We start from the raw sequence: 23,233 nt of genomic DNA, 5'->3' as shown, positions 1-23,233 counted from the left end.
CGACCTTTGAATCCGGGATACAGTAGAGGGATAGCGGTTAGATGAGCGACCTTGCGAGAGAAATTACACCGGTCAACATTGAGGAAGAGCTGAAAAGCTCCTATCTGGATTATGCGATGTCGGTCATTGTTGGCCGTGCGCTGCCAGATGTCCGAGATGGCCTGAAGCCGGTACACCGTCGCGTACTTTACGCCATGAACGTACTAGGCAATGACTGGAACAAAGCCTATAAAAAATCTGCCCGTGTCGTTGGTGACGTAATCGGTAAATACCATCCCCATGGTGACTCGGCGGTCTATGACACGATCGTCCGTATGGCGCAGCCATTCTCGCTGCGTTACATGCTGGTAGACGGTCAGGGCAACTTCGGTTCTATCGACGGCGACTCCGCGGCGGCAATGCGTTATACGGAAATCCGTCTGGCGAAAATTGCCCATGAACTGATGGCCGATCTCGAAAAAGAGACGGTCGATTTCGTTGATAACTATGACGGCACGGAAAAAATTCCGGACGTCATGCCGACCAAAATTCCTAACCTGCTGGTGAACGGTTCTTCCGGTATCGCCGTAGGTATGGCAACCAACATCCCGCCGCACAACCTGACGGAAGTGATCAACGGTTGTCTGGCGTATATCGAAGATGAAGACATCAGCATTGAAGGGCTGATGGAACACATCCCGGGACCAGACTTCCCGACGGCAGCAATCATCAACGGTCGTCGTGGCATTGAAGAAGCTTACCGTACCGGTCGCGGCAAGGTGTATATCCGCGCGCGTGCCGAAGTGGAAGTTGACGCCAAAACCGGGCGTGAAACCATTATCGTCCACGAGATTCCGTATCAGGTGAACAAAGCTCGCCTGATCGAGAAGATTGCGGAGCTGGTAAAAGAAAAACGCGTGGAAGGCATCAGCGCGCTGCGTGACGAGTCTGACAAAGACGGTATGCGCATTGTGATTGAAGTTAAACGCGATGCGGTCGGTGAAGTGGTGCTCAACAACCTCTACTCCCAGACCCAGTTGCAGGTTTCTTTCGGTATTAACATGGTGGCATTGCATCATGGTCAGCCGAAGATCATGAACCTGAAAGACATTATCGCAGCGTTTGTCCGTCACCGCCGCGAAGTGGTGACGCGTCGTACCATCTTCGAACTGCGTAAAGCGCGCGACCGTGCTCATATCCTTGAAGCATTAGCCGTGGCGCTGGCGAACATCGATCCGATCATCGAGCTGATCCGTCATGCGCCGACCCCGGCAGAAGCGAAAACTGCGCTGGTTGCCAATCCGTGGCAGTTGGGCAACGTTGCCGCGATGCTGGAACGTGCGGGCGACGATGCTGCGCGTCCGGAATGGCTGGAGCCACAGTTCGGCGTGCGTGACGGTCTGTACTACCTGACCGAACAGCAAGCTCAGGCGATTCTGGATCTGCGTCTGCAGAAACTGACCGGCCTTGAGCACGAAAAACTGCTCGACGAATACAAAGAGCTGCTGGATCAGATTGCTGAACTGCTGCGTATTCTTGGCAGTGCCGATCGCCTTATGGAAGTGATCCGTGAAGAACTGGAACTGGTTCGTGAACAGTTTGGTGACAAACGTCGTACTGAAATCACGGCTAACAGCGCTGATATCAACCTGGAAGATCTGATCACCCAGGAAGATGTGGTCGTAACGCTTTCTCACCAGGGCTACGTGAAGTATCAGCCGCTTTCGGAATACGAAGCGCAGCGTCGTGGCGGGAAAGGTAAATCTGCCGCACGTATAAAAGAAGAAGACTTTATCGACCGGTTGCTGGTGGCGAACACCCACGATCATATTCTGTGCTTCTCCAGTCGTGGTCGCGTTTATTCGATGAAGGTTTATCAGTTGCCTGAAGCCTCTCGTGGTGCACGTGGTCGTCCGATCGTTAACCTGTTGCCGCTGGAACAGGACGAACGTATCACCGCCATTCTGCCGGTGACCGAGTTTGAAGAAGGCGTGAAAGTCTTCATGGCGACAGCTAACGGCACTGTGAAGAAAACCGTCCTCACCGAATTCAACCGCTTGCGTACCGCTGGTAAAGTGGCAATCAAACTGGTTGAAGGCGATGAACTGATTGGCGTTGACCTGACCAGCGGCGAAGACGAAGTGATGTTGTTCTCCGCTGAAGGTAAAGTGGTGCGCTTTAAAGAATCTTCTGTTCGCGCGATGGGCTGCAACACCACTGGTGTTCGCGGTATCCGTTTAGGCGAAGGTGATAAAGTCGTATCTCTGATCGTTCCACGTGGTGATGGTGCAATCCTTACCGCAACGCAAAACGGTTACGGTAAGCGTACTGCGGTGGCGGAATACCCAACCAAGTCGCGTGCGACGAAAGGGGTTATCTCCATCAAAGTCACTGAACGTAACGGGTTAGTGGTTGGTGCGGTGCAGGTAGATGACTGCGACCAGATCATGATGATCACTGATGCCGGTACGCTGGTGCGTACACGTGTTTCGGAAATCAGTGTGGTTGGTCGTAACACTCAGGGCGTTATCCTCATCCGTACAGCGGAAGATGAAAACGTGGTGGGGCTGCAACGTGTCGCAGAGCCAGTTGACGACGAAGAGCTGGATGCTATCGACGGCAGTGCTGCGGAAGGGGACGATGAAATCGCTCCGGAAGTGGACGTTGACGACGAACCAGAAGAAGAATAATTTCATCGCTTCATGCCAAAAGGGAGCTGTTTCCCTTTTTTGAATTGAAAAGTCCAGACTGCAAAGTCTGGGCTTTTGTCGTATTAGGGCGCGATAAAGTTTTACATCGCCCATAAAAAATGGCTGGTTTTACACAAGGAATGTGGCAATGAGTGGTGAAAAAAAGGCGAAAGGCTGGCGGTTTTATGGCCTTGTAGGTTTTGGGGCAATAGCACTGCTTTCCGCAGGCGTCTGGGCATTGCAATACACTGGCAGTGGAGCAGAAAAAACCTTGTCACCACTGGTGGTGCACAACAATCTGCAAATCGATCTCAATGAGCCGGACCTCTTTCTCGACAGCGACTCTCTAAGCCAGCTCCCCAAAGATCTCCTCACAATTCCTTTTCTCCATGATGTTTTAAGCGAAGATTTTGTTTTTTATTATCAGAACCATGCCGACCGTCTGGGCATTGAAGGCAGCATTCGCCGCATTGTCTATGAACACGATCTCACGCTGAAAGATAAGTTATTTTCCTCGTTGTTAGACCAGCCTGCGCAGGCGGCGCTGTGGCACGATAAACAGGGACATCTTTCACATTATATGGTGCTGATTCAGCGCAGTGGCTTAAGTAAATTACTGGAACCGTTACTGTTTGCTGCCACCAGCGACAGCCAGTTAAGCAAGACGGAAATCAGCAGCATCAAGATAAATAATGAAACTATTCCTGTTTATCAGTTGCGCTATAACAGCAATAACACACTGATGTTCACGACTTATCAGGACAAAATGCTGGTTTTCTCCAGTACGGATATGCTGTTTAAAGACGACCAGCAGGATAGCGAAGCGACGGCGATCGCGAGTGATTTGTTGAGCGGCAAAAAACGCTGGGAAACCCGCTTTGGCCTGGAAGAGCGTACTGCCGGAAAAACACCAGTACGTCAGCGTATCGTGGTTAGCGCAAATTTGCTGGGCTTTGGCTACCAGCGACTTATCCCATCTTTTGCCGGTGTGCGCTTCGAAATGAACAACGACGGCTGGCACAGCTTTCTGGCATTAAATGATGGATCCGCCAGTGTAGATGCCAGTTTCGATTTCACTCCGGTATGGAACAGTATGCCTGCTGGTGCCAGCTTCTGCGTAGCTGTGCCGTATTCGCACGGTATTGCCGAAGAGATGCTTTCGCACATCAGCCAGGAAAACGACAAGTTGAACGGGGCGTTAGATGGTACAGCCGGACTGTGTTGGTATGAAGACTCAAAACTGCAAACACCGTTATTTGTTGGTCAGTTTGATGGCACAGCCGAACAGGCGCAACTACCAGGGAAACTGTTTAGCCAAAATATCGGCGCGCACGAAAGCAAAGCGCCGGAAGGTGTACTGCCGGTGACGGAAACACAACAAGGAGAGGCCAGAATATGGCGTCGGGAAGTCAGTTCTCGTTACGGCCAGTACCCAGCCGCACAGGCAGCACAACCTGAACAACTTATGTCAGCGTCCTTTTTCCGTGTGTCGCTGGCGATGCAAAATAAAACGTTGCTTTTCTCCCTGGATGACACGCTGGTGAATAACGCATTGCAAACACTGAATAAAACGCGACCGGCAATGGTGGATGTAATTCCGGTCGGTGGTGTGGTTCCGGTTTATGTGAATCCGCAAGGCGTGGCGAAATTGTTGCGCAACGAAACGCTGACCAGTCTGCCGAAGAACCTCGAACCGGTTTTTTATAATGCCGCGCAAACTTTATTAATGCCGAAGCTGGACGCTTTATCTCAACAACCTCGCTATGTCATAAAGCTGGCTCAGATGGAACCCGGTGCCGCCTGGCAGTGGATACCCATTACCTGGCAGCCACTATGAGACACGGGTTGCTGGCGCTGATCTGTTGGCTGTGTTGTTTTGTTGCCCATAGCGAAAGGCTGAATGTCGAACAATCGGGGCTATTTCGCGCCTGGTTTGTGCGCATTGCACAAGAACAACTACGCCAGGGGCCAAGTCCGCGTTGGTATCAGCAGGATTGTGCGGGACTGGTGCGCTTTGCGGCGAACGAGGCACTGAAAGTTCACGACAGCAAATGGCTAAAAAGTAACGGTATAGCAAGTCAGTATTTGCCGCCAGAGATGACGCTAACACCTGAACAGCGGCAACTGGCACAAAACTGGAATCAGGGGAACGACAAAACCGGCCCCTATGTGACAGCGATTAATTTGATTCAGTACAACAGCCATTTTATTGGCCTGGACATAAACCAGGCGCAGCCTGGCGATATGATTTTTTTCGATCAGGGCGATGCCCAGCACTTAATGGTCTGGATGGGGCGTTACGTCATCTACCACACCGGAAGCGCTACGAAAACTGACAACGGAATGCGCGCAGTCAGTCTGCAACAACTTATGACATGGAAGGACACCCGATGGATACCCAACGATTCCAATCCCAATTTTATTGGCATTTATCGTTTAAATTTTCTGGTGCGATAGCGGCCTGTCTGTGCTTGTCTCTCGCAGGGACGGGGTTTGTTAACGCTGATGACTCACTCCCTTCCAGCAATTATGCGCCACCTGCCGGGGGAACATTCTTTTTGCTCGCTGACAGCAGTTTTAGCAGCAATGAAGAGGCTAAAGTGCGGCTGGAAGCTCCGGGGCGTGATTATCGGCGTTATCAGATGGAAGAATACGGCGGCGTGGATGTTCGCCTGTATCGTATTCCTGACCCAATAGCGTTCCTGCGTCAGCAGAAAAACCTGCATCGCATTGTGGTACAGCCGCAATATCTGGGCGACGGTCTGAACAATACGCTGACCTGGCTGTGGGATAACTGGTACGGCAAATCTCGCCGCGTGATGCAGCGTTCTTTCTCTTCTCAGTCGCGGCAGAATGTAACTCAGGCATTACCGGAATTGCAGCTTGGCAATGCCATCATCAAACCTTCCCGTTATGTACAAAACAACCCGTTTTCACCGCTGAAGAAATATCCGCTGGTGGAGCAGTTTCGTTACCCACTATGGCAGGCAAAACCAGTCGAGCCACAACAAGGCGTAAAACTGGACGGTGCATCCAGTAATTTCATCTCGCCGCAGCCGGGCAATGTCTATATTCCTCTCGGCAAACAAGAGCCTGGACTGTACCTCGTCGAGGCGATGGTAGGCAGTTATCGGGCGACAACAGTGGTATTTGTTTCCGATACCGTGGCGCTCAGCAAAGTGTCGGGTAACGAACTTCTGGTGTGGACCGCTGGCAAAAAGCAGGGTGAAGCGAAGCCTGGCTCCGAGATCCTGTGGACTGACGGTTTTGGCGTGATGACTCGCGGCGTTACTGATGACAGCGGTGCCTTGCAGTTACAACATATATCGCCTGAACGTTCATACATTCTTGGTAAAGATGCTGAAGGCGGCGTTTTTGTATCCGAGAATTTCTTCTACGAAAGCGAAACCTATAACACCCGTTTGTATATCTTTACCGACCGCCCGCTATACCGCGCAGGCGACCGTGTTGATGTCAAAGTGATGGGGCGCGAGTTTCACGGCCCGCTGCATTCATCCCCCATCGTAAGTGCTCCGGCGAAACTCTCGGTGCTGGATGCCAACGGTAGTCTGTTGCAAACCGTCAATGTCGCGCTTGATGCGCGTAATGGCGGGCAGGGGAGTTTCCGCCTGCCAGAAAATGCCGTTGCCGGAGGTTATGAGTTACGCCTGGCTTACCGCAACCAGGTCTATAGCAGCAGTTTTCGCGTGGCAAACTACATCAAACCGCATTTTGAGATTGGCTTAGCCCTCGACAAAAAAGATTTCAAAACTGACGAAGCGGTCAGCGGTAAACTACAACTGCTCTACCCGGATGGTGAGCCAGTAAAAAATGCTCGGGTGCAGTTAAGTTTGCGCGCCCAACAATTGTCGATGGTTGGCAACGATTTGCGTTATGCCGGGCGTTTCCCGGTGTCGCTTGAAGGCAGCGAAACGGTTTCAGACGATAGCGGTCATGTGGCGTTAAATCTTCCCGCTGCCGATAAACCGAGCCGTTATTTATTAACTGTCTCCGCCAGCGACGGCGCGGCGTATCGTGTTACCACCACCAAAGAGATCCTCATTGAACGCGGTCTTGCACATTACACACTAAGCACCGCCGCACAATACAGCAAAAGTGGCGAGCCGGTGGTATTCCGTTATGCCGCGCTGGAGGCTTCAAAACAGGTTCCCGTTAAGTACGAGTGGTTGCGTCTGGAAGACCGCACAAGCTACAGCGGTGACCTGGCGTCTGGCGGTAAATCCTTCACCGTTAATTTCGATAAACCCGGCAACTACAATCTGACTTTGCGTGATAAAGACGGCCTGATCCTCGCCGGGTTAAGCCATGCGGTCAGCGGTAAGGGCAGCATGGCGCATACCGGTACGGTAGATATTGTGGCGGATAAAACGCTCTACCAGCCCGGCGAAACCGCGAAGATGCTGATCACTTTCCCGGAACCGATTGATGAAGCGTTGCTGACGCTGGAGCGTGATCGCGTTGAACAGCGGTCGCTGTTATCGCAACCAGCAAGCTGGCTAACACTGCAACGTTTAAACGATACCCAGTATGAAGCCCGCGTTCCGGTGAGTAATACCTTTGCGCCTAATATCACCTTTTCGGTGCTGTATACCCGTAACGGGCAGTACAGTTTTCAGAATGCCGGGATCAAAGTCGCCGTTCCCCAGTTAGATATTCGGGTGAAAACGGGCAAACCCCATTACCAGCCAGGCGAACTGGTAAATGTGGAATTAACCTCATTGCTGAAGGGCAAACCTGTTTCTGCACAACTAACGGTTGGCGTGGTCGATGAAATGATCTACGCGCTGCAACCGGAGATTGCGCCAAATATCGGCAAATTTTTCTATCCGCTGGGGCGTAACAATGTGCGTACCAGTTCCAGCCTGTCATTTATCAGCTACGACCAGGCACTCTCCAGCGAGCCGGTTGCGCCAGGAGCAACAAACCGCAGCGAGCGGCGAGTGAAAATGCTGGAACGCCCACGGCGCGAAGAGGTTGATACCGCGGCATGGATGCCATCGCTAACAACGGACAAACAAGGCAAAGCATATTTCACGTTCCTGATGCCGGATTCGTTAACCCGTTGGCGCATTACCGCACGTGGGATGAACGGCGACGGGCTGGTCGGGCAGGGGCGTGCTTATTTGCGCTCGGAAAAAAATCTCTACATGAAGTGGAGTATGCCAACGGTGTATCGCCTGGGCGACAAACCGGCGGCAGGGCTGTTTATTTTCAGTCAGCAGGATAACGAACCGGTAGAGCTGGTAAGTAAATTTGCGGGTGTTGAAATGCGCCAGACGCTGACGTTGCATAAAGGGGCTAACTATATTTTGCTGACGCAGGACATTCAGCAATCTGGTTTGCTAAGCGCAGAATTGCAACAAAATGGGCAAGTGCAGGACAGCATTAGCACAAAACTGTCTTTTGTTGATAACACCTGGTCCGTTGAACAGCAGAAAAACGTCATGCTCGGCGGTGGCGATAACACGCTGATGTTGCCAGAGCTGGCGAGTAACATCCGACTACAAAGCAGCGAAACGCCGCAGGAGATTTTCCGTAATAACCTCGACGCGTTAGTCGATGAACCCTGGGGGGGCGTAATCAACACCGGTAGCCGTCTGCTCCCCCTAAGCCTTGCCTGGCGTGCGCTTGCCGATCATCAGAGTGCTGCCGCCAACGACATTCGTCAGATGATTCAGGATAACCGTTTGCGGCTGATGCAACTGGCGGGGCCAGGCGCGCGCTTTACCTGGTGGGGTGAAGATGGCAATGGCGATGCCTTCCTGACAGCATGGGCATGGTATGCCGACTGGCAGGCCAGTCAGGCGCTTGGCGTAACGCAACAACCTGAATACTGGCAGCATATGCTCGACAGCTACGCAGAGCAGGCGGATAACATGCCGTTACTGCATCGGGCGCTGGTGCTGGCGTGGGCGCAGGAGATGAATCTGCCGTGCAAAACGTTGCTGAAAGGGCTGGATGAAGCGGTTTCCCGGAAAGAAATCAAAGCGCTCTCAGAGGAAGACACTCGTGATATCAATGATAGCCTGATCCTCGATGCGCCAGAGTCTCCGCTGGCGGATGCGGTGGCAAACGTTTTAACCATGACGTTACTGAAAAAAGCACAGTTGAAGTCCACTGTCATGCCACAGGTCCAGCAGTATGCGTGGGATAAAGCGGCAAACAGCAACCAACCGCTGGCGCACACGGTTGTGTTGCTTAATAGCGGTGGCGACTCCACCCAGGCTGCGGCCATTTTAAGTGGTTTAACCGCCCAGCAATCCAGTATCGAACGTGCACTGGCCATGAACTGGCTGGCGAAATATATGGCAGCGATGCCTCCCGTAGTGTTACCCGCACCTGCGGGCGCATGGGCTAAACAAAAGGCGACTGGCGGGGGCGAATACTGGCGTTGGGTTGGTCAGGGGGTGCCAGACATTCTCTCTTTTGGTGACGAATTATCGTCGCAAAACGTGCAGATCCGTTGGCGTGAACCGGCAAAAACTGCTCAACAAAGTAACATTCCGGTGACCGTTGAACGCCAGTTGTATCGGCTGATCCCGGGGGATGAAGAGATGAGCTTTACTCTGCAGCCGGTTACCAGTAGTGAGATTGACAGCGATGCGCTGTATCTCGATGAAATCACTCTCACCAGTGAGCAGGATGCGCCGCTGCGCTACGGTCAGGTGGAAGTACCGCTACCGCCGGGAGCTGATGTTGAACGGACAACGTGGGGCATCTCAGTCAACAAGCCCAACACCGCGAAACAGCAGGGGCAGTTGCTGGAAAAAGCGCGTAATGAAATGAGCGAGTTGGCTTATATGGTGCCGGTGAAAGAATTTGCAGGAACGGTCACTTTCCACCATCTGCTGCGCTTCTCGCAAAAAGGGCAATTCGTTCTACCGCCCGTTCGTTATGTGCGTTCCTATGCGCCTGCGCAGCAAAGCGTTGCGGCAGGTAGCGAATGGCGCGGGATGCAGGTGAAATAAGTGAACTGGCGCAGAATCGTCTGGCTATTGACGCTGGTTACGCTGTCAACGTTTGCGGAGGAGACGCCGTTACAACTGGCACTGCGGGGGGCGCAGCATGATCAACTGTATCAGTTGACGCCATCGGGCGTGACAAACGTCTCTACGCTACCTGACACGCTCACTACGCCGTTAGGGAGCTTATGGAAGCTGTATGTTTATGCCTGGCTTGAGGATACTCATCAGCCGGAGCAGCCCTACCAGTGTCGCGGTAACTCTCCGGAAGAAGTCTATTGCTGTCAGGCGGGGGAGAGCATTACGCGCGAAACGGCGTTGGTGCGTTCCTGTGGTCTCTACTTTTCGCCGCAGCGGTTGCACATCGGTGCGGATGCGTGGGGGCAATACTGGCAACAGCGCCAGGCACCAACCTGGTTAGCATCGCTTTCTACGCTGAAACCCGAAACGTCGGTAACCGTTAAATCGTTGCTTGATTCACTGGCGACGTTACCTGCGCAAAACAAAGCCCAGGAAATATTACTGGACGTGGTGCTGGACGATTCGAAAATTGGCGTAGCGTCCATGCTCGGTAGTCGGGTACGAGTGAAAACCTGGAGCTGGTTTGCCGATGATAAACAGGAAATCCGTCAGGGCGGTTTTGCTGGTTGGTTAACTGATGGTACGCCGCTATGGGTTACAGGCAGCGGCACCAGCAAAACGGTATTGACCCGTTACGCGACGATTCTTAATCAGGTTTTGCCTGTACCGACGCAAGTTGCCAGTGGGCAATGTGTACTGGTGGATCTGTTTGCTCGTTATCCGGTGAAAAAAATCACTGCGGAAAAGAGTACGACGGCAGTAAAACCCGGCGTGCTCAATGGGCGCTATCGAGTGACGTTTGCCAATGGTAACCATATTACGTTGGTCAGCCACGGTGAGACGACCTTACTTACGGAAAATGGCAAACTAAAATTGCAGTCGCATCTCGATCGTGAAGAGTACGTTGCCAGAGTGCTGGATCGCGAGGCGAAAAGTACGCCCCCTGAGGCAGCGAAAGCCATGACCGTGGCGATTCGCACATTTTTACAGCAAAACGCCGATCGGGAAGGCGATTGCCTGACAATCCCGGACAGCAGCGCCACTCAGCGCGTTTCTGCTTCGCCAGCCACCACGGGCGCGCGGACGATGACCGCCTGGACGCAGGATCTCATCTATGCGGGCGATCCGGTTCATTATCATGGCAGTCGCGCTGCTGAAGGAACGCTGTCCTGGCGGCAAGCCACCGTCCAGGCGGGGCAGGGAGAGCGTTACGACCAGATACTCGCCTTTGCTTATCCCGACAACAGCCTTAGCCGCTGGGGAGCACCACGCTCTACTTGCCAGTTATTACCGAAAGCGAAAGCCTGGCTGGCGGAAAAAATGCCACAGTGGCGGCGCGCGTTACAAGACGAGACGGGGTACAACGAGCCAGACGTATTCGCGGTGTGCCGTTTAGTCTCGGGGTTCCCCTATACCGATCGGCAGCAAAAAAGGCTATTTATTCGTAATTTTTTTACACTTCAGGATCGACTGGATTTAACTCATGAGTACCTGCATCTTGCCTTTGATGGATACCCCACCGGGCTGGATGAGAACTATATCGAAGCGCTGACCCGACAATTATTAATGGACTAATGCTATGCGAAAGATATTTCTTCCGTTGTTACTGGTGGCACTTTCGCCTGTTGCCCACAGCGAAGGAGTGCAGGAAGTCGAAATTGATGCACCGCTTTCTGGCTGGCATCCGGCAGAGGGTGAAGATGCCAGTTTTTCACAATCGATCAATTACCCCGCGTCGTCCGTCAATATGGCTGATGATCAAAATATCTCTGCGCAGATCCGCGGCAAAATAAAAAATTATGCTGCGGCGGGCAAAACCCAGCAGGGGCGATTGGTGGTCAACGGTGCCAGTATGCCGCAGAGAATTGAATCTGATGGTTCATTTGCGCGCCCTTATATTTTTACCGAAGGCAGCAACAGTGTGCAGGTCATCAGCCCTGATGGGCAAAGCCGACAAAAAATGCAGTTTTACTCTACACCGGGGGCTGGTGCAATTCGCGCGCGTTTACGGTTAGTTCTTTCATGGGATACGGATAATACCGATCTCGATCTCCATGTCGTCACGCCGGATGGTGAACACGCCTGGTACGGTAATACAGCGCTGAAAAATAGTGGCGCACTGGATATGGATGTCACGACAGGTTACGGACCAGAGATTTTCGCTATGCCTGCGCCGATTCACGGGCGCTATCAGGTGTATATCAACTACTATGGCGGACGCAGCGAAACGGAATTGACGACTGCTCAACTGACGCTCATCACTGATGAAGGCTCGGTCAATGAAAAACAGGAAACTTTTGTTGTCCCGATGCGTAATGCTGGTGAACTGACGCTGGTGAAAAGTTTTGACTGGTAATTAATGAGGTTACCTTCACTGTCGTTGTTTAAGAAAACGCCCGATGACTTTCGCTATCGGGCGTTTTTGTTTATTAATTCAACCGTTCAATCACCATCGCAATTCCCTGACCACCACCAATACATAGCGTTGCCAGCCCCAGCGTTTTATCGCGTGCCTGCAGTGCATGTAACAGAGTGACCAGAATACGTGCACCGCTGGCACCGATAGGATGCCCGAGCGCGATAGCCCCGCCGTTAACATTCACTTTCTCAGGATCAAAGCCCAGGGTTTTCCCTACGGCAAGGAACTGCGCAGCAAACGCTTCATTGGCTTCGATAAGATCAATATCTGCCAGTTGCAGCCCTGCCAGTTGTAACGCTTTTTGCGTGGCAGGTACTGGCCCCATTCCCATCAACGCGGGAGCCACGCCGCCGCTGGCATAGCTTTTAATGCGAGCCAGTGGTTTAAGGCCTGCCGCCAGCGCCGCCGATTCTTCCATAATCACCAGTGCGGCAGCACCGTCGTTAATGCCTGAAGCATTCCCGGCAGTGACCGTTCCGGCTTTGTCGAAGGCCGGGCGCAATGCAGCCAGAGCTTCTGCAGTAGAATCTGATTTCGGGAATTCATCGCGATCGAAGACGATGGTTTTCTTCCGTGTGACGACATTTACCGGGACAATTTCGGCTGTAAAAGCACCAGATTCAATTGCCGCTGCCGCTTTACGCTGTGAATTTAGTGCCAGTTCATCCTGCATTTCACGGGTAATTCCGTACTGTTTGGCCACGTTTTCGGCGGTAATCCCCATATGATAACCGTGGGTGGCGCACATCAGACCATCGCGCAGGATTACGTCATAAACCTGTCCGTCTCCCAGACGATAACCTGAGCGTGCTTTTGCATCGAGTAAGTAGGGCGCTAAACTCATGTTCTCCATTCCACCCGCGACGATGCTCTGCGCCTGACCGGCCTGAATCGCCTGGGCGGCAAGCGCCACGCTTTTCAGACCCGAGCCACACACTTTGTTGATCGTAAATCCGCACACCGTTTCTGCCAGCCCGCTTTTAAGCAATGCCTGACGCGCCGGGTTTTGCCCTAAACCCGCCTGCAGGACGTTACCCATAATCACTTCATCTACGTGTTGTGAGTCAATTTTTGCGCGTTCAATGGCGGCCTGGATCACCGTTGCCCCTAGATCGATAGCGCTGGTGGAGGCGAGTGAACCGTTAAAACTACCGATGGCAGTACGTACCGCACTGACGATAACACAATTTTTCATTTTATATTCCTTCTGTCTGTAGAGTTGCCGTCAGAACAGCGTTAAACCAATGACGAAAATGACGCCGGAGAAGAGCAGGGCAGTGATGCAATAGCCCATGATGTCGCGGACACCGAGTCCGGCGATTGCCAGTGCTGGCAGCGCCCAGAACGGTTGAGCCATGTTCATCCATTGCTCGCCGTAGGCGATCGCCATTACGGATTTACCCAGATCTGCGCCCAGTGCCTGGGCTGCGGGTATCACAAATGGCCCCTGAATAACCCAGTGACCACCGCCAGAAGGTACGGCGAAGTTGATCAGCGCAGAGCTAAAGAAGGTCATTACCGGGAAGGTGTCCTTATTTGCGACATTGATGAAAAATTCGGTAATGAGTCCGCCGAGGCCTGAGTGTTCCATCATTAACTGGATCCCGGCGTAGAAGGGGAATTGCACCAGAATACCGGCGGTACTGCGTGCTGCCGCACTGATAGCACGCATATAAGCCATTGGTGTTTTATGCAGTAGCAGGCCCGCAATCATAAACATCAGATTGACGGTATTTATGGTGATGTTGAAACCATGTTCGATGAAGTACATCGCCAGGTAAGCGATACCGAGTGCACCAATGATCAACGTCAGGATGCGACTTTCCTCCAGTCGCTCGGATGGTGGGGCATCTTTCGGTAGCTGCTTCTGAAAATCAGCCTCTTCCTGGAGTAGTTTCGGATCGATACTCACCACGTCTGACGGTTTTGGCATCATCATGCGGGTGATAAACGGCATCACCACAATCAATGCCACAGTGATGAAAATGTTAAAACCACTGAACAGAGTATCGCCCACCGGGATAAGCCCGGCGATATGCTCAACCGGGTTGCCCGGTGTGGCAGCCAACAGAGGCATTGAGCCAGAGAAGCCGCCGCCCCAGGTGAGAAAACCAATGTAGGCGCAGGCAATGAGCAACGGATAATCAGAACCGGGTACTCGCCGGGCGACTTCACGGGCGAACATTGCGCCAACAACCAGACCAAATCCCCAGTTGATGACACAAGCGACTGAGCCAAAGAAAGTGACCAGCATGACGCCCTGTACGGGCGTCTTTGCAGCGGAGGCGGCAGTACGCAGCAAGCTTTTCACCGGAGCGGAGCTGGCAAGGGCATGACCGGTAACGATGATAAGCGCCATCTGCATACCGAACGCCAGCAAGTTCCAGAAACCGTCACCCCACATTTTCACCATGTTGATCGGCGTTTGTGGTGTTAACCAAAGCGCGATCACGAATGTTAGCAACGTCAGCAACATGGCAAAGATCAGAGGATCGGGAAGCCACCGGCTGACAAAACGCGTCATAAAACGCGAGATGCGACCAATCATAAATCACCCCGTTGCGTATTCAGATCGGTGGCTACTTCAAAATGAGCTTCGGTTTTGGCACGCACGGTGGCTAAATCACATCCGTCGGCAATTTCGGTGAGCCACATTTTGCCGTCAACGAAACGAAAGACTGCCAGTTCTGTTACCAACATATGCACCGCGTGTTGCGCAGTGAGCGGCATGGTGCAGCGGCGCAAGATTTTTGGTGAACCATCTTTGGCGCAATGTTCCATAGCAATGATCACTTTGCGCGACCCGGTCACCAGATCCATCGCTCCACCCATACCGGGCACCATTTTCCCAGGCACTACCCAGTTTGCGAGGTTGGCTTCTTCGTCTACCTGTAAACCACCGAGCACGCAGGCATCAATATGGCCGCCGCGGATCAGTGCAAATGACATGGCGCTGTCAAACATGGCTGCTCCAGGCAAAACACCGCATGGCTGTCCGCCAGCGTTCACCAGATCAGGGTGTGCCGTTGTCACCGGGCCTAGCCCCAAAAAACCGTTTTCCGATTGCAGAGTGATATGAATGCCTTCTGGCAAATAGTTGGCGACCATCGTCGGCAGACCAATGCCCAGATTCACGATGTCACCATCACGAAGCTCTTGCGCCACACGGCGCGCAATACGTTGTTTCGCATCCATTATTTGCTCTCCTGTGAAACGATGATGTGGTCGATAACGGCACCAGGGGTGACAATATGGTCAGGTTGCAACTCTCCGGTTTCGACCAGTTCATCTGGCTCTACCAGCGTGATATCAGCCGCAAGGGCAATCAGGGGGTTAAAGTTGCGGGCGCTAAGTTGATAGGTCAGGTTGCCAAGTGTGTCGCAACGATGAGCGCGAATTAGCGCCAGGTCGGCGCGCAGTGGACGCTCAAGTAACCAGGTTTTGCCGTCGAGTGTCAGCGTCTGTTTGCCTTCCTCTACGACGGTTCCGACACCGGTTGGAGTGAGAAAGCCACCAAGTCCGGCACCACCACAGCGAATTTGCTCGATTAGCGTACCTTGTGGCACCAGAACGACGTCCATTTCACCAGATATCATGCGCCGACCTGTTTCCGGGTTGGTGCCGATATGTGAAGCAATCACTTTGCGGACACGACCATTGACGATGAGCGGGCCGATGCCGGTATCAACAAACGCGGTATCATTGGCTATCAATGTCAGGTCGCGAACGCCTGATTCCAGTAATGCTTCAACCAGGCGGGATGGAGTGCCAATCCCCATAAATCCGCCCACCATGATGGTCATGCCGTCACGAAAGAAGCCGGAGGCGTCTTGTAATGTCATCAATTTTGTTTTCATTATTTATCCCTCTTGCATACACCGTTGTGGGTACAGTCAGGGAATAGCAAGGGGAGTGCCAGAATGAGAATATTTGCTGTTGTTTTTTAACTGGTTGAATAATAAAGGGTAAATTAGAAGGGGATGACGAAGGTGAATGTTCGGCTATGCAGAAATTTGCGCACTGTGCAAATTCCTGCATAGCAAGTTTTGGTGTTATACATCCGCCGGATCGATACCGTATTCCTGAAGTTTATACATCAATGCACGGCGACTGATGCCCAGCATTAAAGCCGTGCGGGTTCGGTTGCCGTCCTGTTGTTCCAGAACTTCCATAATGATGCGTTTTTCGACGCGTTTAATTTCCTCTTTTAAATTACGCTCACCGGCAGGGGCTGTTTTGGCCTCACCAGCGCTACAGACAGGCTGACGAATCTGCGGCGGAAGATCCTCAGAAAAAATGATCGGGCCTGAATTCATCACGACGGCGCGTTCAATGACGTTGGAAAGCTCACGAATATTTCCCGGCCATGACCAGGCTGTAAGCAGTGACATTGCCATCGGATCGATATCGATAATATCGCGCTGATTCTCACTACTGAATTTTTGCAAAAAGTGATTAGCTAACAGGGAGATATCTTCCCGACGATCGCGCAGAGGTGGCAGTATTAAATGAATAACGTTAAGGCGATAAAAGAGATCTTCACGGAAAGTGCCTTCTTTAACCATTGCCTGCAAGTCGCGGTTGGTGGCAGCAATGATGCGGATATCAACTTTTATGGTTTGATGGCCGCCTATCCGTTCAAATTCCCGTTCCTGAAGAATGCGTAGTAATTTGGCTTGCAGTACCAGCGGCATTTCGCCAATTTCGTCGAGGAGCAGAGTACCTTCGTTGGCGCGTTCAAATAATCCCTGACGCAAGGATTGTGCACCAGTAAATGCGCCTTTTTCATGACCAAACAGTTCACTTTCGAGCAACGATTCCGGTAGCGCCGCGCAGTTGACTTTAATAAATGGCCCCTTTGCCCGCCGCGAATTGTAGTGAATCGCTCTGGCAATCAATTCTTTTCCGGTGCCACTTTCACCGCTAATCAAGACGCTGGCCTGAGAAAGGGCAATTTTGGCGGTGTCTTTGCAGATGTCCATCATCGCCGGGCTGTTGGTGAGAATGTGCCCCCATTGCCAACTAGTGCTCAGTGCCTGGTGCAGATGGCGGATCTCTTTTTTCATTGACTGGAGTTGTAAAGCTCGCTGAACGATTAAATTCAACTCATCGAGATCAAACGGTTTGATAACATAGTCGAAGGCACCGCAACGTAGTGCTTCGACGGCGGTTTCCACTTCAGCATAGGCCGTCATCAGAATAACGGGGGTTCGGGTTTCACGGCTGCGCATCTCCTTTAGTGCCTTGATGCCGTCCATCTCTGGCATGCGGATATCCATCAACACCACGTCAGGGTGAATATCGGCAAACAGTTGTAATGCTGTGCGTCCGTTGTTCGCACAATGTGTTTCGTATCCTTGTAGTGCAAAAGCGGTGCTCAGCATACGGCGAACATTATCTTCATCATCAACAATAAGGATGCGATTAATAGCGGTCATACGGTCTGATTTCCCTGCGGGTTGATCGGTAAAATAAGGGTGAAGGTTGCGCCGCAGCCCGGCAAACTGGCCACGCGAATATCCCCCTGATGGGCGTTAATGATGCGCTGACTTAACGCCAGACCAAGCCCTGTTCCTGAGGCTTTGGTGGTGAAAAAGGGATCGAAGATCTTTTTTTGCAGCGAGAGATCAATGCCACAGCCGTTGTCTTCTATCGAAATGGCCTGTTGTGAGTCACTGTACTGCCAGGTTCGAATGCGAATTTTCCCTCGTGCACTGATAGCCTGGACGGCATTGATCAGGATATTCAGTAGTACCTGTTTGAGCAGTTCACGATCGGCGCTAATCGGGCTTAATTCATCATCCAGTTCGCTTATGAAGTCGACCCGCGCTTGTACTCCGGCGGTTTGCACCAGTACCAGAGTTTCTTCAATCAATGCATTAAGGCTGACTTGTTGCCATTGACTGTGGCGTGGGCGTGAAAAATCGAGCAATTGCTGAATGACTTTGTTAATTGAGTCGATTTCTTTGAGCACAACGGACAGATATTCCTGATGTATTAGGTCACTGGTTTGTTGGCGTAGGATCTGCACATAACCACGGATAGCCGTCAGCGGATTACGTACTTCATGCGCCACGCCTGCCATCAGTTCACCCAGGGTGGCGAGGCGTTCAGCTTGCGCCATGCGGCGTTGGGTTTCTTTTCGGGCAGTTAAATCAGAGAAAATCACCAAAGCACCTATCATTTCACCATGCGTGTTATGAATACGACTGGTAGTGACACTGAGTTCAATGGTGCGGTCACGGCCTGGAAAACTGATTTCCAGTGCCACGTGTTCGGTGCCATGTTCCAGCGTATCCAGTACAGGACTGTAGAACTGAGTATTGTCGAACAACATGGCGTAAGGCTGCCCTACCAGTTCATGACGTTGATAGCCAGTGATGATTTCTGCTGCGGGGTTCATGGTGGTTACATCACCCTGGCGGTCAATGGCAATGACGCCATCGGCAGCGTTTTCAATAATCAGATCGTTAAGTGTCCGCGTTTCACGCAGTGCCTGGGCGAGGTTGTTAACACTCTGGCTGATTTGCCCCATTTCACCGGGCAATTGTGGTAATCGGGTAGGAATATTTTGTGCCAGAGTCGAGAGGCCATCGGTGATGATATCTATATTGGCGCTCAGGCGACGGGAGAAGAGCACAATCAACAGCAGGCTAATCAGCAAACCGGCGGTGAGCACAATGATAATCCTCACATCCATTTTCCAGGCCTGGCGTTGAATATCTTCGGTTAATTCATTGGCCCAGATATAACCGAGGACTTCACCATTACGTTCAATGGGAATCATTGAATTCAGAATATCGCCGCGAACTTGCCTGCCTGAATAAACTAAAGGTGTATTTGTACGCATTACTTCGCGACCAGGGTGATCTGCGGCGATAGTAACGCCCACATTATTCTGATATAGCGCTGAAGGCGCGTAGGTGATTATCGCATCCAGCGTCTTGTTGTAATAACCAGCACCTATCCCAGGGAAGGCGTGAGTGATATTTTCGGTAATGGGAGCAAGTTCTGCGTTCAATGCGCGGATACGCTCTTCACGCGGTAAGTTGTTGTAGAGATTGTAGCGATCGCCTAGCGCCTGATTAAGCAGATTGACCACGGCAGAAAGTTTTTTCTCTTTTTCAGATAAGACTGCTGAACGTCCTTCCGTTTCTACGATATAACCAATAGTAAGCGTTGGGACAATGACCATCAGGATTGCCATCAGGATCATTTGATTGCGTAAGCGGCGTGGATAAATCCACTTCATATAATTCATGCTGAAATCCACCAATCTTGTCCGGTATATGACGATTATCGGGGGTTAAGGTGATGATTTCTCGGCGGTGTATCATATTACTGGGATGACAGAACATTGCGGTGGCACGTTTTTACCGCTACCTTAACCACACTCCATCGGTCACCTGAGGCGGAGCTTCGCCCCTTTGAAATACCTTGCTTCTTTTCGTACAACCCTGAAAGTTTCGCGCTATATGTTCAGAGCATTGGCGTTATTGCTCTGGCTGTTGATTGCTTTCTCATCAGTGTTTTACATCGTCAATGCTCTGCATCAGCGAGAATCTGAGATTCGTCAGGAATTTAACCTGAGCTCCGATCAGGCTCAGCGGTTTATCCAACGCACTTCTGATGTGATGAAAGAGCTGAAGTACATTGCCGAAAATCGCTTGTCTGCAGAAAACGGCGTACTTTCCCCGCGTGGGCGGGAAACGCAAACGGATGTGCCCGAGTTCGAACCGCTGTTTGCCGATTCTGACTGTTCCGCGATGAGTAACACCTGGCGGGGATCTCTGGAGTCGCTGGCATGGTTTATGCGCTACTGGCGCGATAATTTCTCTGCAGCTTACGATCTCAACCGCGTATTTTTGATCGGCAGCGATAACCTCTGCATGGCAAACTTTGGTTTGCGTGATATGCCTGTCGAACGCGATACCGCCTTGAAAGCTCTGCATGAGCGCATCAATAAGTATCGTAATGCGCCGCAGGATGACAGTGGCAGCAACCTCTATTGGATCAGCGAAGGCCCGCGCCCTGGCGTCGGGTATTTCTACGCGCTGACGCCGGTTTATCTGGCGAACCGTTTGCAGGCCTTGTTGGGCGTTGAACAAACCATTCGGATGGAGAACTTCTTTTTACCGGGTACATTACCGATGGGAGTCACCATCCTTGATGAGAATGGTCATACCCTGATTTCGTTGACCGGACCGGAAAGTAAAATCAAAGCTGAACCGCGTTGGATGCAGGAACGCTCCTGGTTCGGTTATACACCAGGTTTCCATGAGCTGGTGCTGAAGAAAAATCTGCCGCCGTCATCGTTAAGCATTGTTTACTCGGTGCCCGTTGATCAGGTGCTGGAACGCATACGTATGCTGATCCTCAACGCGATTTTGCTCAATGTGATCACCGGGGCGGCGTTGTTTACTCTCGCGCGGATGTATGAGCGGCGTATTTTCATTCCGGCGGAAAGCGACGCCCAGCGTCTGGAGGAGCATGAGCAGTTTAACCGCAAGATTGTCGCCTCCGCGCCGGTCGGGATCTGCATTTTGCGTACCGCTGATGGCGTCAATATTTTGAGTAACGAACTGGCGCATACCTATCTCAATATGCTTACGCATGAGGATCGCCAGCGGCTGACGCAAATTATTTGCGGTCAACAGGTCAATTTTGTCGATGTCCTGACCAGCAACAATACCAATCTGCAAATCAGTTTCGTCCATTCGCGCTATCGTAATGAAAACGTGGCGATTTGCGTACTTGTCGATGTTTCTTCACGTGTGAAGATGGAAGAGTCGCTGCAAGAGATGGCGCAGGCAGCAGAACAGGCGAGCCAATCGAAATCGATGTTCCTTGCTACCGTCAGCCACGAGCTGCGTACACCACTGTACGGCATTATCGGTAACCTGGATCTATTGCAAACTAAAGAGTTACCGAAAGGCGTTGACCGTCTGGTGACGGCAATGAACAACTCTTCCAGTCTGCTGTTGAAAATTATCAGCGACATTCTCGATTTTTCGAAGATTGAATCGGAACAGTTGAAGATAGAACCGCGTGAGTTTTCACCGCGTGAAGTGATGAACCATATCACCGCCAACTATTTGCCGCTGGTGGTGCGTAAACAACTTGGTTTGTACTGCTTTATTGAACCGGATGTGCCGGTAACTTTAAACGGTGATCCGATGCGTTTACAGCAGGTCATCTCCAACCTGTTGAGTAACGCCATAAAATTTACCGATACCGGCTGCATTGTTCTGCATGTCCGTGCCGATGGTGATTATCTTTCTATTCGCGTTCGCGATACCGGCGTGGGTATCCCGGCGAAAGAAGTGGTGCGGCTGTTTGATCCCTTCTTCCAGGTGGGGACAGGCGTTCAGCGTAACTTCCAGGGAACCGGTCTGGGGCTGGCGATTTGTGAAAAATTGATCAGCATGATGGACGGTGACATCTCGGTGGAGTCTGAACCTGGTATGGGAAGCCAGTTTACCGTGCGTATTCCACTGTACGGCGCACAATATCCACATAAAAAAGGCGTTGAAGGGTTAACGGGTAAACGCTGTTGGTTGGCGGTACGCAATGCGTCGCTATGCCAATTTATCGAAACCAGTTTGCAGCGCAGTGGTGTAGTCGTTACAACATATGAAGGTCAGGAACCGTCACCTGAGGATGTGTTGATTACTGATGAGCCGCTGAGTGAAAAATGGCAGGGCAGAGCGGTGGTGACTTTCTGCCGCCGACATATTGGCATTCCGCTGGAAAGAGCGCCCGGTGAATGGGAGCATAGCGTTGCTTCGTCGCATGAACTGCCTGTGCTACTGGCGCGTATCTATCGGGTTGAGATGGAAAATGATGCTCCTGGCAACGTTCTGCCGCTGGCTGACAAAGAGTCTACCAGCAACGACGACATGATGATTCTGGTGGTTGATGATCATCCTATTAACCGTCGCTTATTGGCCGATCAGCTCGGATCGTTGGGTTATCAGTGTAAGACCGCGAATGATGGTATCGATGCGCTTAATGTTCTTAGCAAGAATCACATTGATATCGTGCTTAGTGACGTTAACATGCCGAATATGGATGGTTACCGGTTAACGCAGCGTATCCGCCAATTGGGGCTAACATTGCCGGTAATCGGGGTGACAGCCAATGCGTTGGCCGAAGAGAAGCAGCGATGCCTGGAGTCCGGGATGGATAGTTGTCTGTCGAAGCCGGTGACGCTGGATGTCATAAAACAGACGCTGACGATGTATGCCGAAAGAGTCAGGAAAGCGCGGAAATCATCGTAGGGTGTGGTCGGTGTAAATGTCTGATGCGACGCTGGCACGTCGTATCAGGCCTGCGTTTGTGCAATCTATTGAAATATTGGGATTTGTAGGCCGGATAAGGTGTTTACACCGCATCCGACCTGTTGGCTGGCTAAATTACTCTTTATCCGCCGGACTTAAGGTAACAGAAGAAAGATAGTTCAGCAGGGCGATATCGTTCTCGACGCCCAGCTTCATCATCGCGGATTTCTTCTGGCTGCTAATGGTCTTGATGCTGCGGTTGAGCTTTTTGGCAATCTCGGTAACCAGGAAACCTTCTGCAAACAGGCGCAGTACTTCACTCTCTTTAGGCGAGAGACGCTTGTCGCCGTAACCACTGGCACTGATTTTCTCCAGCAAACGAGAAACGCTTTCTGGGGTAAATTTCTTGCCTTTTTGCAACGCGGCGAGGGCTTTCGGCAGATCCGTAGGCGCGCCTTGCTTCAGTACGATCCCTTCGATATCCAGGTCCAGTACCGCACTAAGAATTGCCGGGTTGTTGTTCATGGTCAGAACAATGATCGACAGGCTTGGGAAATGGCGCTTGATGTATTTGATCAAGGTGATCCCGTCACCGTATTTATCTCCAGGCATGGAGAGATCGGTAATCAACACGTGCGCGTCCAGTTTCGGCAGATTGTTGATCAGTGCTGTGGAATCTTCAAATTCGCCGACAACATTCACCCACTCAATTTGTTCAAGTGATTTTCGAATACCGAACAGTACTATCGGATGGTCATCGGCAATAATTACGTTCATATTGTTCATGTAATAGGCTACCTT

Annotated in this window: 14 protein-coding genes; 7 read left to right on the top strand and 7 right to left on the bottom strand. The window is 51.7% G+C overall.

Annotated features, from left to right (window positions below; genetic code table 11):
• The first annotated feature begins 41 nt into the window (after positions 1-41).
• The 6 genes from gyrA to A9587_RS00380 all read left to right on the top strand — a co-directional run bounded on the left by gyrA (position 42) and on the right by A9587_RS00380 (position 12,089).
• The gene (gyrA, locus tag A9587_RS00405; RefSeq protein WP_016248987.1) at positions 42-2,669 is read left to right on the top strand and encodes a DNA topoisomerase (ATP-hydrolyzing) subunit A; all 2,628 of its coding nucleotides are present in this window, start codon (positions 42-44) and stop codon (positions 2,667-2,669) included.
• A 148-nt stretch (positions 2,670-2,817) separates the two neighbouring features.
• Positions 2,818-4,506, top strand: a complete 1,689-nt coding sequence (locus A9587_RS00400; RefSeq protein ID WP_105263882.1) for a DUF2138 domain-containing protein — start codon at positions 2,818-2,820, stop codon at positions 4,504-4,506.
• Positions 4,503-5,126 (top strand): DUF1175 domain-containing protein, encoded by a 624-nt coding sequence (locus tag A9587_RS00395; protein WP_105263881.1) that lies wholly within the window; start codon positions 4,503-4,505, stop codon positions 5,124-5,126. The genes A9587_RS00400 and A9587_RS00395 overlap by 4 nt, the downstream gene beginning before the upstream one ends.
• Positions 5,060-9,658, top strand: a complete 4,599-nt coding sequence (locus A9587_RS00390; RefSeq protein ID WP_105263880.1) for an alpha-2-macroglobulin family protein — start codon at positions 5,060-5,062, stop codon at positions 9,656-9,658. Before A9587_RS00395 ends, A9587_RS00390 begins: the two co-directional genes overlap by 67 nt.
• On the top strand, positions 9,659-11,308 hold the full coding sequence (locus A9587_RS00385) for a YfaQ family protein (RefSeq protein ID WP_001516748.1): 1,650 nt from the start codon (positions 9,659-9,661) through the stop codon (positions 11,306-11,308).
• Between the two features lie 4 nt (positions 11,309-11,312).
• On the top strand, positions 11,313-12,089 hold the full coding sequence (locus tag A9587_RS00380) for a YfaP family protein (RefSeq protein ID WP_001225842.1): 777 nt from the start codon (positions 11,313-11,315) through the stop codon (positions 12,087-12,089).
• Between the two features lie 73 nt (positions 12,090-12,162).
• Here the strand turns inward: A9587_RS00380 and atoB are convergent, their stop codons facing one another.
• The 6 genes from atoB to atoS form a co-directional block, all read right to left on the bottom strand.
• The gene (atoB, locus tag A9587_RS00375; RefSeq protein WP_105263879.1) at positions 12,163-13,347 is read right to left on the bottom strand and encodes an acetyl-CoA acetyltransferase; all 1,185 of its coding nucleotides are present in this window, start codon (positions 13,345-13,347) and stop codon (positions 12,163-12,165) included.
• Positions 13,348-13,377: 30 nt separating this feature from the next.
• Positions 13,378-14,700, bottom strand: coding sequence for a TIGR00366 family protein (locus A9587_RS00370; RefSeq protein ID WP_000580268.1), 1,323 nt, complete (start codon positions 14,698-14,700; stop codon positions 13,378-13,380).
• A complete protein-coding gene (gene atoA / locus A9587_RS00365) occupies positions 14,697-15,347 on the bottom strand; it encodes an acetate CoA-transferase subunit beta (protein ID WP_000339068.1) in 651 nt (216 codons plus the stop codon). The genes A9587_RS00370 and atoA overlap by 4 nt, the downstream gene beginning before the upstream one ends.
• The gene (gene atoD, locus A9587_RS00360; protein WP_000850523.1) at positions 15,347-16,009 is read right to left on the bottom strand and encodes an acetate CoA-transferase subunit alpha; all 663 of its coding nucleotides are present in this window, start codon (positions 16,007-16,009) and stop codon (positions 15,347-15,349) included. Before atoD ends, atoA begins: the two co-directional genes overlap by 1 nt.
• A 195-nt stretch (positions 16,010-16,204) precedes the next feature.
• A complete protein-coding gene (atoC, locus tag A9587_RS00355) occupies positions 16,205-17,590 on the bottom strand; it encodes an acetoacetate metabolism transcriptional regulator AtoC (protein ID WP_000125306.1) in 1,386 nt (461 codons plus the stop codon).
• Positions 17,587-19,413: a two-component system sensor histidine kinase AtoS gene (gene atoS / locus A9587_RS00350; protein ID WP_061090395.1), complete on the bottom strand. Its 1,827-nt coding sequence runs from the start codon at positions 19,411-19,413 to the stop codon at positions 17,587-17,589. Before atoS ends, atoC begins: the two co-directional genes overlap by 4 nt.
• 166 nt (positions 19,414-19,579) lie before the next feature.
• Here atoS and rcsC point away from each other — a divergent pair, with 166 nt between their 5' ends.
• On the top strand, positions 19,580-22,432 hold the full coding sequence (rcsC, locus tag A9587_RS00345; protein ID WP_105263878.1) for a two-component system sensor histidine kinase RcsC: 2,853 nt from the start codon (positions 19,580-19,582) through the stop codon (positions 22,430-22,432).
• A gap of 135 nt (positions 22,433-22,567) precedes the next feature.
• Here the strand turns inward: rcsC and rcsB are convergent, their stop codons facing one another.
• Positions 22,568-23,218 (bottom strand): response regulator transcription factor RcsB, encoded by a 651-nt coding sequence (rcsB, locus tag A9587_RS00340; protein WP_001516743.1) that lies wholly within the window; start codon positions 23,216-23,218, stop codon positions 22,568-22,570.
• Positions 23,219-23,233: the final 15 nt, after the last annotated feature.

The organism is Escherichia sp. MOD1-EC6162, from assembly GCF_002965125.1.
Classification (GTDB): Bacteria; Pseudomonadota; Gammaproteobacteria; order Enterobacterales; family Enterobacteriaceae; genus Escherichia; species Escherichia marmotae.
Note: the sequence above shows the minus strand (reverse complement) of the source record. Positions and strands in the feature narration are given on the sequence as shown.

Bases quoted from the DNA above. Each gene is read 5' to 3' on its own strand.
- atoD (WP_000850523.1), bottom strand. From the start codon at position 16,009: ATGAAAACAAAATTGATGACATTACAAGACGCCTCCGGCTTCTTTCGT.
- A9587_RS00390 (WP_105263880.1), top strand. From the start codon at position 5,060: ATGGATACCCAACGATTCCAATCCCAATTTTATTGGCATTTATCGTTT.
- atoA (WP_000339068.1), bottom strand. From the start codon at position 15,347: ATGGATGCGAAACAACGTATTGCGCGCCGTGTGGCGCAAGAGCTTCGT.
- A9587_RS00400 (WP_105263882.1), top strand. From the start codon at position 2,818: ATGAGTGGTGAAAAAAAGGCGAAAGGCTGGCGGTTTTATGGCCTTGTA.
- atoS (WP_061090395.1), bottom strand. From the start codon at position 19,413: ATGAATTATATGAAGTGGATTTATCCACGCCGCTTACGCAATCAAATG.
- A9587_RS00395 (WP_105263881.1), top strand. From the start codon at position 4,503: ATGAGACACGGGTTGCTGGCGCTGATCTGTTGGCTGTGTTGTTTTGTT.
- A9587_RS00370 (WP_000580268.1), bottom strand. From the start codon at position 14,700: ATGATTGGTCGCATCTCGCGTTTTATGACGCGTTTTGTCAGCCGGTGG.
- rcsB (WP_001516743.1), bottom strand. From the start codon at position 23,218: ATGAACAATATGAACGTAATTATTGCCGATGACCATCCGATAGTACTG.
- gyrA (WP_016248987.1), top strand. From the start codon at position 42: ATGAGCGACCTTGCGAGAGAAATTACACCGGTCAACATTGAGGAAGAG.
- A9587_RS00380 (WP_001225842.1), top strand. From the start codon at position 11,313: ATGCGAAAGATATTTCTTCCGTTGTTACTGGTGGCACTTTCGCCTGTT.
- atoB (WP_105263879.1), bottom strand. From the start codon at position 13,347: ATGAAAAATTGTGTTATCGTCAGTGCGGTACGTACTGCCATCGGTAGT.
- atoC (WP_000125306.1), bottom strand. From the start codon at position 17,590: ATGACCGCTATTAATCGCATCCTTATTGTTGATGATGAAGATAATGTT.